18 protein-coding genes are annotated in these 14769 nt (G+C 25.1%); 3 read left to right on the top strand and 15 right to left on the bottom strand.

Annotated elements, in window-relative coordinates; translation table 4 throughout:
- Positions 1-11: 11 nt before the first annotated feature.
- The 3 genes from rpsG to AAHM85_RS05125 form a co-directional block, all read right to left on the bottom strand.
- The gene (gene rpsG / locus AAHM85_RS05135; protein ID WP_342261248.1) at positions 12-479 is read right to left on the bottom strand and encodes a 30S ribosomal protein S7; all 468 of its coding nucleotides are present in this window, start codon (positions 477-479) and stop codon (positions 12-14) included.
- Positions 480-493: 14 nt separating this feature from the next.
- Positions 494-913 carry a 30S ribosomal protein S12 gene (rpsL, locus tag AAHM85_RS05130; RefSeq protein ID WP_342261247.1) on the bottom strand — a complete coding sequence of 140 codons (420 nt, stop codon included), beginning with the start codon at positions 911-913 and terminating at the stop codon, positions 494-496.
- Between the two features lie 185 nt (positions 914-1098).
- Positions 1099-2310 (bottom strand): spiralin repeat-containing protein, encoded by a 1212-nt coding sequence (locus tag AAHM85_RS05125; protein ID WP_342261246.1) that lies wholly within the window; start codon positions 2308-2310, stop codon positions 1099-1101.
- 235 nt (positions 2311-2545) lie between these two features.
- Between AAHM85_RS05125 and AAHM85_RS05120 the strand changes: the two genes are divergently transcribed.
- The gene (locus AAHM85_RS05120) at positions 2546-2860 is read left to right on the top strand and encodes an HU family DNA-binding protein (protein WP_286641782.1); all 315 of its coding nucleotides are present in this window, start codon (positions 2546-2548) and stop codon (positions 2858-2860) included.
- A gap of 175 nt (positions 2861-3035) precedes the next feature.
- On the opposite strand, the gene AAHM85_RS05115 is transcribed toward AAHM85_RS05120, so the two are convergent.
- The gene (locus AAHM85_RS05115) at positions 3036-4649 is read right to left on the bottom strand and encodes an MATE family efflux transporter (protein WP_342261245.1); all 1614 of its coding nucleotides are present in this window, start codon (positions 4647-4649) and stop codon (positions 3036-3038) included.
- Between the two features lie 394 nt (positions 4650-5043).
- Entirely contained in the window at positions 5044-6324 is a 1281-nt protein-coding gene (locus tag AAHM85_RS05110; RefSeq protein WP_342261244.1) for an IS3 family transposase, read from the bottom strand.
- A 91-nt stretch (positions 6325-6415) separates the two neighbouring features.
- Here AAHM85_RS05110 and AAHM85_RS05105 point away from each other — a divergent pair, with 91 nt between their 5' ends.
- Both AAHM85_RS05105 and AAHM85_RS05100 read left to right on the top strand, forming a co-directional pair.
- A complete protein-coding gene (locus tag AAHM85_RS05105; protein WP_342260488.1) occupies positions 6416-6763 on the top strand; it encodes a transposase family protein in 348 nt (115 codons plus the stop codon).
- A gap of 4 nt (positions 6764-6767) precedes the next feature.
- Positions 6768-7262, top strand: coding sequence for a transposase family protein (locus AAHM85_RS05100; protein WP_342260487.1), 495 nt, complete (start codon positions 6768-6770; stop codon positions 7260-7262).
- A 108-nt stretch (positions 7263-7370) separates the two neighbouring features.
- Here AAHM85_RS05100 and AAHM85_RS05095 read toward each other — a convergent pair whose 3' ends face one another.
- The 10 genes from AAHM85_RS05095 to AAHM85_RS05050 form a co-directional block, all read right to left on the bottom strand.
- Positions 7371-8249 (bottom strand): IS1595 family transposase, encoded by an 879-nt coding sequence (locus AAHM85_RS05095; protein WP_342261243.1) that lies wholly within the window; start codon positions 8247-8249, stop codon positions 7371-7373.
- 186 nt (positions 8250-8435) lie between these two features.
- A complete protein-coding gene (locus tag AAHM85_RS05090) occupies positions 8436-9530 on the bottom strand; it encodes a hypothetical protein (RefSeq protein ID WP_342261242.1) in 1095 nt (364 codons plus the stop codon).
- A gap of 5 nt (positions 9531-9535) precedes the next feature.
- Positions 9536-10030, bottom strand: coding sequence for a transposase family protein (locus AAHM85_RS05085; RefSeq protein WP_342260487.1), 495 nt, complete (start codon positions 10028-10030; stop codon positions 9536-9538).
- Positions 10031-10034: 4 nt separating this feature from the next.
- Positions 10035-10382 (bottom strand): transposase family protein, encoded by a 348-nt coding sequence (locus AAHM85_RS05080; RefSeq protein ID WP_342260488.1) that lies wholly within the window; start codon positions 10380-10382, stop codon positions 10035-10037.
- A gap of 80 nt (positions 10383-10462) precedes the next feature.
- On the bottom strand, positions 10463-11254 hold the full coding sequence (locus AAHM85_RS05075; protein ID WP_342261241.1) for an alkaline phosphatase: 792 nt from the start codon (positions 11252-11254) through the stop codon (positions 10463-10465).
- 343 nt (positions 11255-11597) lie between these two features.
- The gene (locus tag AAHM85_RS05070; RefSeq protein ID WP_281748740.1) at positions 11598-11963 is read right to left on the bottom strand and encodes a hypothetical protein; all 366 of its coding nucleotides are present in this window, start codon (positions 11961-11963) and stop codon (positions 11598-11600) included.
- A gap of 19 nt (positions 11964-11982) precedes the next feature.
- The gene (locus AAHM85_RS05065; RefSeq protein WP_342261240.1) at positions 11983-12363 is read right to left on the bottom strand and encodes a hypothetical protein; all 381 of its coding nucleotides are present in this window, start codon (positions 12361-12363) and stop codon (positions 11983-11985) included.
- A 177-nt stretch (positions 12364-12540) separates the two neighbouring features.
- Complete coding sequence (rplA, locus tag AAHM85_RS05060) at positions 12541-13221, bottom strand: 50S ribosomal protein L1 (RefSeq protein ID WP_342261239.1); 681 nt, start codon at positions 13219-13221, stop codon at positions 12541-12543.
- A 1-nt stretch (position 13222) separates the two neighbouring features.
- Positions 13223-13669: a 50S ribosomal protein L11 gene (rplK, locus tag AAHM85_RS05055; RefSeq protein WP_342261238.1), complete on the bottom strand. Its 447-nt coding sequence runs from the start codon at positions 13667-13669 to the stop codon at positions 13223-13225.
- 217 nt (positions 13670-13886) lie between these two features.
- Complete coding sequence (locus AAHM85_RS05050) at positions 13887-14765, bottom strand: IS1595 family transposase (RefSeq protein ID WP_342261237.1); 879 nt, start codon at positions 14763-14765, stop codon at positions 13887-13889.
- Between the last annotated feature and the right edge of the window lie 4 nt (positions 14766-14769).

Raw genomic sequence — 14769 nt, 5'->3', positions numbered from 1 at the left:
TCTCTCCTTTATTATCATTTATAGTGAGCAAAGGCTTTATTAGCTTCAGCCATACGATGAATTTCATCACGTTTTTTAATTGATGAACCATTACCAGTAGCAGCATCCATAATTTCGGCTGCAAGTTTATCTTGCATACTATTACCATATCTTGCTTGTGAATAAGAAACTAATCAACGAATTGCTAAAGTTATCTTACGAGTAGCACTAACTTCAATAGGAACTTGATAGTTTGCGCCACCAATTCTTCGAGTTTTAATTTCTAATTGTGGTGTAATGTTAGCAATTGCCTTTTCAAATACTTCTAATGGTATTTGTTGGGTTTTTTCTCCAACAATTTTAAAAGCATTATAAACAATTTTTTGAGCTACACTTTTTTTACCATCAATCATAATGGCATTAATTAATTGAGTAACAATTTTTGAGTCATAAATTGGATCAACAACTAATTCTCTTTTAATAGCTTGATTTTTACGCATTTAGTTTTACCTCCTTATTTCTTATCTTTTGGTTTTTTAGTTCCGTATTTAGAACGACCTTGATTACGATTTACTACTCCGGCAGTATCAGAATACCCACGAATAACATGGTATCTAACTCCAGGTAAGTCTTTAACTCTTCCACCACGGATTCCAACAATAGCATGTTCTTGCAAATTATGACCTTCTCCAGAAATATAAGCAGTAACTTCCATACCGTTAGTTAAACGAACACGAACAATTTTTCTTAAAGCTGAGTTAGGTTTTTTTGGTGTTCTTGTAGTTACTACAAGCGCTACACCTTTTTTTTGCGGACTGCTAATTGAAGAAGTTGTTTTTGTTAATGAATTATATGAAACATTTAACGCTGGTGATTTAGATTTGTATTTTTTATCTGTACGTCCTTTACGTAATAGTTGGTTCATTGTTGGCATTAATCGTTAGCCTCCTTTATGATTTTAAAGAATTAATTATATACACAATTCCTAGTGTATCAAAATTTAGTCCAATAAATATAATACCAGTTTTTAATAGTAATAGTCAAATAAATTTTGAAAAATAATTAGAAAAAATGACATAATTTAAATTATGTCATTTTAAAATAATATATATTAATTATTTATTCAATAGTATCTTTAAATGTAAATGTTCCTGAAATTTTATCACCTTGTGCTGTAACTGTAAATTTAACTTCACCAGCAACTTGTTTATCTTCTTTTTTCTTATCATTAGTTAAAGTAAAATCAGTACCTACACTAACATCTAATTTAGTTGTTTTTTTAATTGCTGCTGCAACTGCATCATTAATTTCTTTATTAGTATTTAAATCACTAAAAGTTTTTTCACTATCTACTGCTGTTTTAAGATCATCAACTTTAACATCTTTAATATCTTGCTTAGCAACAGTTAAAGTATCTTTAAATGTAAATGTTCCTGAAATTTTATCACCTTGTGCTGTAACTGTAAATTTAACTTCACCAACAACTTGTTTATCTTCTTTTTTCTTATCATTAGTTAAAGTAAAATCAGTACCTACACTAACATCTAATTTAGTTGTTTTTTTAATTGCTGCTGCAACTGCATCAGTAATTTCTTTATTAGTATTTAAATCACTAAAAGTTTTTTCACTATCTACTGCTGTTTTAAGATCATCAACTTTAACATCTTTAATATCTTGCTTAGCAACAGTTAAAGTATCTTTAAATGTAAATGTTCCTGAAATTTTATCACCTTGTGCTGTAACTGTAAATTTAACTTCACCAACAACTTGTTTATCTTCTTTTTTCTTATCATTAGTTAAAGTAAAATCAGTACCTACACTAACATCTAATTTAGTTGTTTTTTTAATTGCTGCTGCAACTGCATCAGTAATTTCTTTATTAGTATTTAAATCACTAAAAGTTTTTTCACTATCTACTGCTGTTTTAAGATCATCAACTTTAACATCTTTAATATCTTGCTTAGCAACAGTTAAAGTATCTTTAAATGTAAATGTTCCTGAAATTTTATCACCTTGTGCTGTAACTGTAAATTTAACTTCACCAACAACTTGTTTATCTTCTTTTTTCTTATCATTAGTTAAAGTAAAATCAGTACCTACACTAACATCTAATTTAGTTGTTTTTTTAATTGCTGCTGCAACTGCATCAGTAATTTCTTTATTAGTATTTAAATCACTAAAAGTTTTTTCACTATCTACTGCTGTTTTAAGATCATCAACTTTAACATCTTTAATATCTTGCTTAGTAGTTTGGTCACCACAAGCTACAACTGAAGTTGTAGATACTGTTGTTAGGGTTAATGCACCCATAAGTCTTAATAAATTTTTCATTTGCATATCTTAGTACCTCCGAAATAGTTATTTACTTACTTTTTAAATTTTAACATACAAGAAAATGAATGTAAAGATTTTTTTCACTTTGCACTTGTCAATTAACATATAAATTTATTTTATATGTTCAAATCTTCTTTTTTTTACTAGTCTTTGATTTTCATTAAATAAGGTTTTTTTAAAAAATGTTATATAATAATAAGTATCATTTAAGGCATGTTTTTATAGCATACTTATGGTAATTGGTGAAGAAAGGGTTGAAAATTTTATGCAAAAAAGTCAGATAGCACGAGCTGTACAAAAAAAATTAGAATTATCAGAAAAAGAATACAAAGAAGTGTTAGAATTTATCTTAGATAAAATTGCTACTGCTTTAATTAAAGGAGAAAAAGTAACACTACGTAACTTTGGAACTTTTACTATTAAATACCGCAAAGCTCGACCGGGAGTAAATCCACAAAATTCAGAACCGATGGCTATTCCTAGAAAACGAGTAGTTAAATTTAATTCTTGTAAAGCATTAAAAAAGAGAGTTAATGAAGGTAAATAAATATTTTATTTTAGGAATGACTTCAATCAAATATAGATTGTATGTTCATTCCTTTTAATTTGTAAAACTAACAACCTTTTTTAATCTCAAATAATTAAAAAATACTCTGTTTTAAATGAGTATTTTTTATTTTCTTCATAATATTAAGATATCTTTTTATAAATTACTTAATCTATTATATTTTTATTAAGTACTTTTTTTCTATTAAATTAGATACTTGTGTTTTTTTATCTTTAGTTGTATGAATAAATGGTTTAGATTTTCAAAATGTATAAATTAATAATGGTAATAATATAAAAGCAGCAAATAAATCAATAAAGCCAAGAAATAAATAAAAATAAAAACCATTATGAGAAACATGTGCAACATAATATCCTAAACTTAAACAAACAATTGGCATTATAATTGTTCGTTGTAAACTAGCAAATAATGATAATTTACCACGATTAATTGATTGATAGAAAATAACAGCAACATAATGTAGTGTAGCTAATGGATAAAAAGCAAACTGCATAATAATATAAACTTTAAAGAATCTTGCCATTTCTAAATCTACGCCAAAGAAATTCATCATATATTGCCCTGCTATTACTACTAATAATACTGAACCAATTAGCAACAATAAAAGTAATAAAGTTAAACGTCACATCAATTGTCAAACACGACTAAAGTCCTTTGAGCCATAAACATAGCCAATTAATGCTCTTGCTCCTTGCGTAATTCCAATAATAGGTGCATTAATCAAAATTAACCAAGGCATAATACCACCATATAATTGAACAAAAACCGGAATGCCAGTACTTCCACCACCATGATAGTCTGGAGGTGGCAATGTATTTAAAATTTTAGTAGTAACCATTGCCAAGATACTTTGAGCAATGTTTTGTAATAAAGAAGTTGCACCAATTAATAAAATACCCGTTACTATTACTCATTTAAGTTTTAAGTGTGCTATTTTAAATCTTAAATTATCGGCACTATATCAAATAATACCTATTGAAAATAAATTAATGCTTGCTCAAGCAATAATAGTTGCATATGCAGTACCTTCCATTCCTAGTTTACCAGGAATAACAAAAATAAAATCTAAAGATATATTTACTAAACAAGCTGCAACATTAATTAAAATTGTTCATAACATCATTCCTTCACTACGTAACAATGAAACTAAAAAATAAGCAAAAAAAAGTAATGGTGTAGCAAGAATTAAAATTTGTGAAAATCTAACTGCTTCTTTAATTATTATTTCCCTAATTATTGGATTACTTCCAGCATCACTTCCGGCTTGAAATTCAATAATACTCTGACAACTAAAATACATAATGATCATAAGAACAATAGAAACTAAAAAAGATAATAAAAACCCATTTCCCAAATATTCTGACATTTGTTCTCGTTTATTTTGACCATATGCAATTGAAAACTTAATACCTGTTCCAGTTGCAACCATTAAAGCAAAGGAAACCATCATTGAAGAGGGAACAGCAGCATAAGTAGTAGCAATATTAATAATTTTTAATGCTTGTTCAGCAGTTATCATTATTCCTGAATTTTGATAATTATTATAACGATCAATAATACTTTGTCCACCTCATTGTGTAGCAATTCATTTATCAAAAATTTGATAAGTAGAAAAAATAATTACAGCAATTAAAGGTGGTGTAACCATAATAAAGATTGCTTTTCATGGATTTGCCGTGCTAAAAATAGCTTGTCTTTTCAACTTGTTTATTGAATTTCTTTCTGTTCGTTTATTGAAAGTAACTTTAGCAAGATTTTCTTTTTCCATAATATTATCCTTTCTAACAAAATTAATCTAATTAATATTATATTTTATAAAAGCTCATAACTAAAATATCTATTGCTGGCATAAATAAAAAACATGTTTAGTATTTTAAAAAATGTTAGAAGAAAAAAATTAAAATATAAATTTTTATAAAAAATATAATTACATTATAACCTAATAATAAATAAATATTTAAAAAATAATCTCTTTAATTTATTTTTATTTAAAAATTATCATTAATTCCAATTGGAAAAACAATTGGAATTTTGTTAGTTTTTCACTTAGTTCCTGTAGGAAAATCAGGTGTAAGAACCTGTTTAGAATCTTTTTAATAAAATTGAAATAAAGGAAAGAACAACCATTTGTAAACTAGTATTTAATTTTCTTTCGGCATTGGTTAGATAAGTTTACTTTCTTGTCTTCAAATCTGTACAAATTGATTTGGAGGCATTTTCAATCTAATAACTATTCTATCATTGTTTCAATATCTAACAAATTTTTCTAATATTTTATTAAAACTTTCCATACTTTCAAAAGTGCTACCAAACATCATTTTAAAATCTCTTTTAATTCAACGATTTAAACATTCACTAACTTGATTACCTTTAAAACCTGATAGACTTTTTGAGTGAATTAGATTAGTACTTGTATTAAAAACTTTACTAACAATTTCGCTTGTATTAGCAGAACCTAAATCTGATTGAATAGTCGTAAAATTACATTGTTTAGCACTCGCTAATTCTATTTGATTAACCACATTTAACACAGTTTTGGCATTTTCACTTTTGTTTATTTTTCAGCCAACAATTGAATTACTGTACATATCAGTAGCAAAAACAACTAATAAATTTGTTTTTTTATCACCAATAATTATATTTTTAAATCATGTGCCATCCATACCAACTTTTTCAAGAAAGTTATTACTTGAAAAATTACGTTTTAATAAATCTTTATTATTTTTTAAATCACTATTTTCTACTACTCTATTTGTTGATTTAGGTTCTAATAATAATTTAATATTATTATCTTTTAATATTTGTTTTATGCTTGTTTTACTGCATTTAAGACCTTTATTTTTTATTTTTAACTCTAATCTTACTTTTTCAAAACTAGTGATATTAATGTACTTTTTTTCATTTTTAATGAGAACTATTTTGTTTATTGCTTGTATCAAATTATCATTAATTTTTGATTGATATTGCTTTTTACCTTTTTTTACTCATAAATAGTATGCTGTTTTGCTAATAGCTATGTAAACAATAATTTTATTTAATTGATGACCTTTTTGCTTATATTTTTCTACTATTAAAAAACACTTATATTTTAATAATTTACTATTTTTTCCCCTTGTTAATTTCTTTTCACAGGCTAATTGCTCCTTTAAAAGTTCTTTTTCAACCTCATCTTTTAAAGCTTGTTTTCTAAGTTTATCAATTTCTTTGTTTAATAGTTTAATTTCAATATCTTTCTTATCGATCCTGTGAGAAGTTTGGGATTTAAAAATTTTGGTGAATGCATTTTCACCTTTAATTTGATATTGGTTAACCCAATTATAAATTAATACTGGAGTTGATAATTTATATTTGACTTGAATTTCATGTATTTTTAGTTTTTTATCAACTAAATACTCATTAACAACGGCTAATTTTGTTTCTTTTGAATAAACTTTATAATTCATAATTTCTCCTTCTGTATTAATTATTTTTAATTATATTACAGATTGAAAATATTAATTGGTAAACTTAAGTGACTGATGCCGGATAAACTTTATGACATATTTTGAATTAAAAGATAAATCTGATCAATATTTTCGTAAAATAGTGGGTATTAATAAACTCGTTTTTAACGAAATTTTAAATATTTTATTAGAACATCAAAAACTCAAAACTACTATTGGTGGAAGGCCATATAAAATGTCAATAGAAGATCGACTAGTAATGAGTTTAAGATATTTATATGAAAATCGTACATATCATAGTATTGGTGCTGAGTATGGTATGGTTGATACTACTGCTTTACGAAATATTCGTTCAATTGAAGATATTTTAATAAAGAATAATAAGTTTAATAATTTAACAAATAAAAATATTTTTTTAAAAAGAAGAATTAAAAAATAAAATTTTGATAATTGATGTAACAGAGGTAGAAACAGAACGACCAAAATATAACCAAAAAGATTGATTTTCTGGTAAAAAATGAATGCATACTGTTAAGTTTCAAACCGTAATTAATGCAAATACTAATGAAATTTTAAATATTTTTTCTGATATTGGTAAAAATCATGATTTTAAAACTTTTAAGAATTCAAAGTTAAAGTTTTTACCAGAAACTATAATTCTTGCAGATAAAGGTTATCAAGGTTTACAAAAAATTCATGCTAATACATTTTTACCCATTAAAATTAGCAAAAATAATCCTAAAACAAATAAAACCAAAATCTTTAATAAGATTATTAATAAAACTCGTAGAAAAATTGAACATGTTTTTGCATTTTTAAAATGTTTTAAGATTATTGGTTATAAATTTAGAAAAGCCAGAAAACGAATATTTTTAAGATTTAATTTAATTGCAGGATTTTATAATTTATCATTAAAACTTAAAAACGTTATGCAGTAAGTCTTTTATCATTTTTCAAATAAAGATGGTTGATTATAAAATGAGGGAAATTGTTAATAATTAAAAGATGATAATTATTTTCGGAATTTTACGCTTATTGGTTAACACTTAATTCTTAATAAATAATTTAATTATGATATTTTTAAATGTGATTTTTTCTTTACGGTTATTATATTTAAAACAAAATTCATTTAAATAAGATTGGAGTCATTTTTTTGAAACTCAATGAAATTGGCCGATAAAACCTCTTTTTAATATTGCTCAAAAACTTTCTATTGTATTTGTATGAATACCATTATAAGAAAAATATTTTTTGTGATTAACTTGTTCATGTGGTAAAATTTTATTCATTTTATAATATCCACGATATTCATCAGTAAAAAGAATAGAATTGTTAATATCAACATTTTCTTTAACTATTTTCATTAAATCTTCAGATTTAATACTTTTATTTTTTGCATGAAATAATTTAACATTACCATTTCGTTCAATAATGCCAACAACACACTCTTTACTAGTTCCTCTACCACGTAATGAGTTATTTTTATTATCAACATCATTATATTTACGCGGTTTTCCACCCACATATGTTTCATCCATCTCTAATATTTTTGCTAATAATTTAATCTCATCATTAGCCATTGCCTTTCTAATTTTATGCATCATTTTTCATACAGTTGCTAAACGTAAATTTAAGTCTCTTGAAGCTTGAGATGATGATAAACTTTTTTTAGCATTAGCCATTAATACTATTAAAATAAATCACTTTTGAAGTAGTACACGTGTATGATGAAAAATAGTTTGAGCAGTTACACTAAAAGACTTATGACATTTTTTGCATTTATAACGCGACTCTTTTAAAACAGAGTTAACTTTTTCACTAAAACAAAAAAGACATTTTGGTTTGTTATTTCATCTTATTTCTTCTAAAAATTTTATACAAGATTCTTGGTTTGGAAATTTATTTATTATGTCTAAAATATTCATTTTCAATCACCTTTAATTAGATTTTATTTTACTAATATCTAATTATAGTTTTCAGAAATAATAATGTATATAAGTTATTGCCAATAAACGTAAAATTCCAATTATTTTTATCATAAGAGCAAAAGATTAATTATAATAATTTAATGAATCATTGCTTTCTTTTTTTCTATAGCAAATACTTTAAATTTAAATAGTTTTACATATTGTCTTGAATAGAAAAGCACAAAAGAAAATTAAAATTGACATCTTAACAAATGAGTAAATTATAGTAACAAAAAAATTATTATTTACAAATTCCACTGCTCTTCTAGCAATATTTAATCCAAATATTAAGCGTAATAATAAACCTGTCATAAATTCAACACTAATTACTTTATTAAAAGCAATATGGAAAAATAAAATAAAAGTAGTACCATGAAATAAAAAGGCTAAAGTTTTATTATAATTAATATTTAACATAATAAAGGGAATAAATAAAAATAAAGCTTGCAAAATTTCCATAATATCTCAATAAATTAAAGGAAAATAAAATATCATTCGACAACTAATAATAACAATAAATAAAGAAAAACTAAGTAATGAATAAACCATATTATCTTTTATCTTTTCTCAATTTATTCATCACTGAAAATTAAGACCAATTAAAAAAGCTAATAACCCAGGTATCAGTTGTAAAAATCCACCCTCACGAAATGATACATAAAATAAATCTCAATTAAAGTTATCATATCAACCTAACTTACTAGTAACTTGCAAATGAATACTAAATATTAAAACTATTATTAAAAAAACACTAGTAATAACTAAAGTTATTATTTTAACAATATTTCAACTTTTATTACTTAAAGAAAAATGGTTAGTAACAACTTTTACTAATGCACTACCACCAATAATAATTCATATCATTCATTTACCATAATCAAAAAATAATAATTTAAATCACAATGCTATCATATAACCTGTTGTTACGTATCCTTCTTTAAAGGCAAAAAAATCTAAATACATAAAACTTGTAATTAAAGACAAAATCATAATAGCCAGTATTAATTTACTATACTCTTTTCAACTAAAATTATTATTGGCACTTAAAAAACCAAATGATATCAATATAACAAATAACATTGGTGAACAAAAATAAGCATTAAAGGCATGTAAACTACCACCAATATTTAAAGTAACATTTTGTACATTATTTCAAACAATAAAAATAGTAGCAAGCACAATAAGTAATCTAATGCCATTATTTCGAAAATTAATTTGTTTAAAATTGATAATATCCATTAGACTTACTGCATAACGTTTTTAAGTTTTAATGATAAATTATAAAATCCTGCAATTAAATTAAATCTTAAAAATATTCGTTTTCTGGCTTTTCTAAATTTATAACCAATAATCTTAAAACATTTTAAAAATGCAAAAACATGTTCAATTTTTCTACGAGTTTTATTAATAATCTTATTAAAGATTTTGGTTTTATTTGTTTTAGGATTATTTTTGCTAATTTTAATGGGTAAAAATGTATTAGCATGAATTTTTTGTAAACCTTGATAACCTTTATCTGCAAGAATTATAGTTTCTGGTAAAAACTTTAACTTTGAATTCTTAAAAGTTTTAAAATCATGATTTTTACCAATATCAGAAAAAATATTTAAAATTTCATTAGTATTTGCATTAATTACGGTTTGAAACTTAACAGTATGCATTCATTTTTTACCAGAAAATCAATCTTTTTGGTTATATTTTGGTCGTTCTGTTTCTACCTCTGTTACATCAATTATCAAAATTTTATTTTTTAATTCTTCTTTTTAAAAAAATATTTTTATTTGTTAAATTATTAAACTTATTATTCTTTATTAAAATATCTTCAATTGAACGAATATTTCGTAAAGCAGTAGTATCAACCATACCATACTCAGCACCAATACTATGATATGTACGATTTTCATATAAATATCTTAAACTCATTACTAGTCGATCTTCTATTGACATTTTATATGGCCTTCCACCAATAGTAGTTTTGAGTTTTTGATGTTCTAATAAAATATTTAAAATTTCGTTAAAAACGAGTTTATTAATACCCACTATTTTACGAAAATATTGATCAGATTTATCTTTTAATTCAAAATATGTCATAAAGTTTATCCTTAACTATTCAAATTTTATTTTAATAATAACAAAAAAATAAAAAGTTAACTAGTTATGCAGTAAGTCTATTACTTAAATTCCTCACTATGATCATACATATTTGTCATATCAAAAAAAGGTGTTAAAATTGGCTGACCATCTCAAATTATTGGTTGTGAATTAATATCTAATAATCAAACAATAGTAGCCGGAATATCATAAATTTTAATTTTATCTAGAATAATTCCGTGTTTTGGAATACAATTTCCTGCAAAAAGCAAAGGAATTTTTTGTTCAGCATCAGAAAAATGACCATGATATTGTGAAACACCTCCATGATCAGAACTAATAATTAATAAGGTATCTTCTCACATTTCTAAATCTTTTAAATTTTCAATAATACCTCCAATATATTTATCAGTCTGACTAATTGCTTGATAATATTCTTCACTATTTCATTCACGTGAATGACCTGCTAAATCAGGATTAACATAATAAAAAAATGAAAATAAAGGTTTATTAATTAATACATTTTTGGTATTTTCAAAAGTCTGTTTATCATTTTCTGTTGCACAATAATTGCCATTATTACTAATTAAAGTTTTTATATTTTCTTGCCCTTTGGGCTGAAAATTAGCAATCATTTCGCCTTCACTAGCATAACCAAATAATTTTTTTGAAGGACCATACTGATCAATAATAGAACTAAAAATACTTACTTGATCAGCTTTTACTTCAGCATGAACAGTATGATGAACATTCCACAAATCTTGATCAACAACACCATGCTTAACAGGATCTGTAGCAAACATAACACTTGCTCAATTTGCAGCAGAAGAAGTTGGTAAAACATCACGTGCTTCCAGTGTATACGGCACCATGATGCATTAAATAGTTCATATTTGGACTATAACCACTTTTTAATGCATAACTCGCCATACCATCAACACCCACCATAAGTACATGTTTAGGTTTTTTTGCTTTGGGAACCAATTGATTAGTTGGTTCATTTGTTAAATAATCGTTACTATGTGGTACATAATTTAAAATTGGATTGTGATAACTATCGTAACTAATAGTTATCACAATCCAAACTACTACTCACACAATATTTATTAGTAAAAAAACAGTTATTTTTTTAGAATTAAACATCATAATACACCCTTTTAATGAAATAATGATTATTAAATTTTACTATAAATAAATTTATGAAGTAATTATATATTAAATTCTTGACTTTCATCATCCTCTAACTAATAAACTAACTCCAAGAACAAAACATATTGGTACAATAATGATTAAAAAAATAATTGCAAAATAAACTTGTTCAAAAGGATGAGAAACATAAGTATTTTTAGCCGCTTCTATATCTAGTTGATCTCAATTATAAAACAAATTAATAATACCATAGTGTTTTAAACTTCAAAAACCGTTACCAAGAAAATTATTATAATGATCATTAAAAATAGCTGTTCCAAATAGTATTAAACTAATTATTAGAAAAAGCAAAGTTAAAATGCATAAGAATAATCCTAGTTTTTGTTTTCAATCCCAAGATGTAACTTTTTTATATTCTACATTTTTATCCATATTTAACACTTACTAAACACTAAGAATATAATCAACGTTTAAAATAACCAAATATTAAAGATAAAACACTAATGCCAAGAAAAATAGCAGTTAAAATTACTGTAAATACAATTCCAACAACTACTTGAGCAAGAGGATAAGTTAAAAGTTTATCACTAGTAGCATCTGTTCACATTTGATCATAGCCAGCTTTGCTTAAAAAACTATCAAGTCCTCATATAAAAATAGCATGAAAACCATTTCCAGCATATTGTGAACTTCCACCACTTGGGGCTTTAAAATTGGCTGTTGCAATTAAAATTAGTCCTAACGCTAAACAAAGCAAACTAATTACCAGTGAGGCAAAGCCAATTTTTATTCCTCAATTTTGTTTCTTAAAAAGATTTATAAGATTTTTCATTAAGGTTTCTCCTTTACTACCTAATTATTTTATTGTTTTACCAAAATAATATATTAATTGGTATTATCACAATAAATAAATTATAGCGTAAATTTTTTTTAAATAATAAAAAAATTATGAATAATAATATAGAAAAATCATTAGTATTTTTACTAATGATTTTTCTATATTATTATATTATTCTTCAATTAATACTTTAATACCAGGGCCCATTGCTGTAGTAATACTTATATTTTTAATATAAGTACCTTTAACTGCTGCAGGCTTAACTTTTCTTAAGGTATTAAGAATTGCTAAATAATTATCTTTTAACCCTTCTTGTGCAAATGATACTTTACCAAAAATAACATGAATATTACCTTGCTTATCAACACGATATTCAACTTTACCTTTACGAATATCAGCTATTGCTTTTTGAACATCAATTGTTACTGTTCCAAGTTTTGCTGTAGGCATTAATCCTTTTGGTCCTAATACTCTACCAATTTTTCCTAACTCACCCATCATTTCGGGTGTCGCAATAATGACATCAAAATCAAATCAACCTTTTTGAATTTTTTCAATCATTTCCTTACCACCAACAAAATCAGCTTGACTTTCCATTGCCTCTTTTTGTTTAGTAGTAGTTATTACTAAAACACGTTGTGTTTTTCCAGTTCCTGCTGGTAAAACAATAGAACCACGTAACATTTGATCAGCATGTCTTGGATCAACATTTAAACGAAATGCTGCTTCAACTGTTGCATCAAATTTTAATGATGAAGTTTGTTTAGCTAATTCTAAAGCACGATCAATTGGATAAACTTTAGTATTATCAACTAATTTTGCAACTGCAAGATATCTTTTACTTCTATTCATATTAAACACCTTGCTTTCCATCTTCAACAGTAATGCCCATATTCTTGGCTGTTCCTGCAACAATTTTAATTGCATCTTCTAAAGAATAAGCATTTAAATCAGGTAATTTAATTTGAGCAATTTCTGTAATTTGTGCAATAGTAAGTGTTCCTACTTTTGTTAATTTAGCATTTGATGAACCTTTTGCAAGTTTCAATGCTCTTTTTAAAAAAAATGTTGTTGGTGCAGTTTTTATTTTAAAGTCGAAAGTTTTATCTTTATATGCTCTAATAAAAACTGGAATTGGAATCGGATTAACATCATCTTTTTGATCTTTGGTTTTATCGTTAAATTCTCTACAAAAACGTGGCATATCAATACCGAATGATGCTAAACTAGCACCTGGTTTGGCACTACCAGCTGGTAATTGAATAATACCTTCACGATTAATATTTTTTTTATCTGCCATGAGCAACTCCTCCTAAATGGATTCTCACTGTGGTCCAAACGAATAAATCTTCCACAAGTTTAAACATAATTAAAGTCTATTTACATATAAATAGTACTTTACAAATAATAACATCATTATAATTAGTAGTCAAATATATTTTAATTTTATTTTGTAGATTAGACACACTTTTTGGACTAATAAAAGTTTTCGGAATTTTACGCTTATTGGTTAACACTTAATTCTTAATAAATAATTTAATTATGATATTTTTAAATGTGATTTTTTCTTTACGGTTATTATATTTAAAACAAAATTCATTTAAATAAGATTGGAGTCATTTTTTTGAAACTCAATGAAATTGGCCGATAAAACCTCTTTTTAATATTGCTCAAAAACTTTCTATTGTATTTGTATGAATACCATTATAAGAAAAATATTTTTTGTGATTAACTTGTTCATGTGGTAAAATTTTATTCATTTTATAATATCCACGATATTCATCAGTAAAAAGAATAGAATTGTTAATATCAACATTTTCTTTAACTATTTTCATTAAATCTTCAGATTTAATACTTTTATTTTTTGCATGAAATAATTTAACATTACCATTTCGTTCAATAATGCCAACAACACACTCTTTACTAGTTCCTCTACCACGTAATGAGTTATTTTTATTATCAACATCATTATATTTACGCGATTTTCCACCCACATATGTTTCATCCATCCCTAATATTTTTGCTAATAATTTAATCTCATCATTAGCCATTGCCTTTCTAATTTTATGCATCATTTTTCATACAGTTGCTAAACGTAAATTTAAGTCTCTTGAAGCTTGAGATGATGATAAACTTTTTTTAGCATTAGCCATTAATACTATTAAAATAAATCACTTTTGAAGTGGTACACGTGTATGATGAAAAATAGTTTGAGCAGTTACACTAAAAGACTTATGACATTTTTTGCATTTATAACGCAACTCTTTTAAAACAGAGTTAACTTTTTCACTAAAACAAAAAAGACATTTTGGTTTGTTATTTCATCTTATTTCTTCTAAAAATTTTATACAAGATTCTTGGTTTGGAAATTTATTTATTATGTCTAAAATATTCATTGGC

Source organism: Spiroplasma endosymbiont of Notiophilus biguttatus (assembly GCF_964030985.1).
In the GTDB taxonomy this organism is placed as follows: domain Bacteria; phylum Bacillota_I; class Bacilli_A; order Mycoplasmatales; family VBWQ01; genus Spiroplasma_E; species Spiroplasma_E ixodetis_A.
This window is presented reverse-complemented; position numbering and strand designations above follow the sequence as displayed.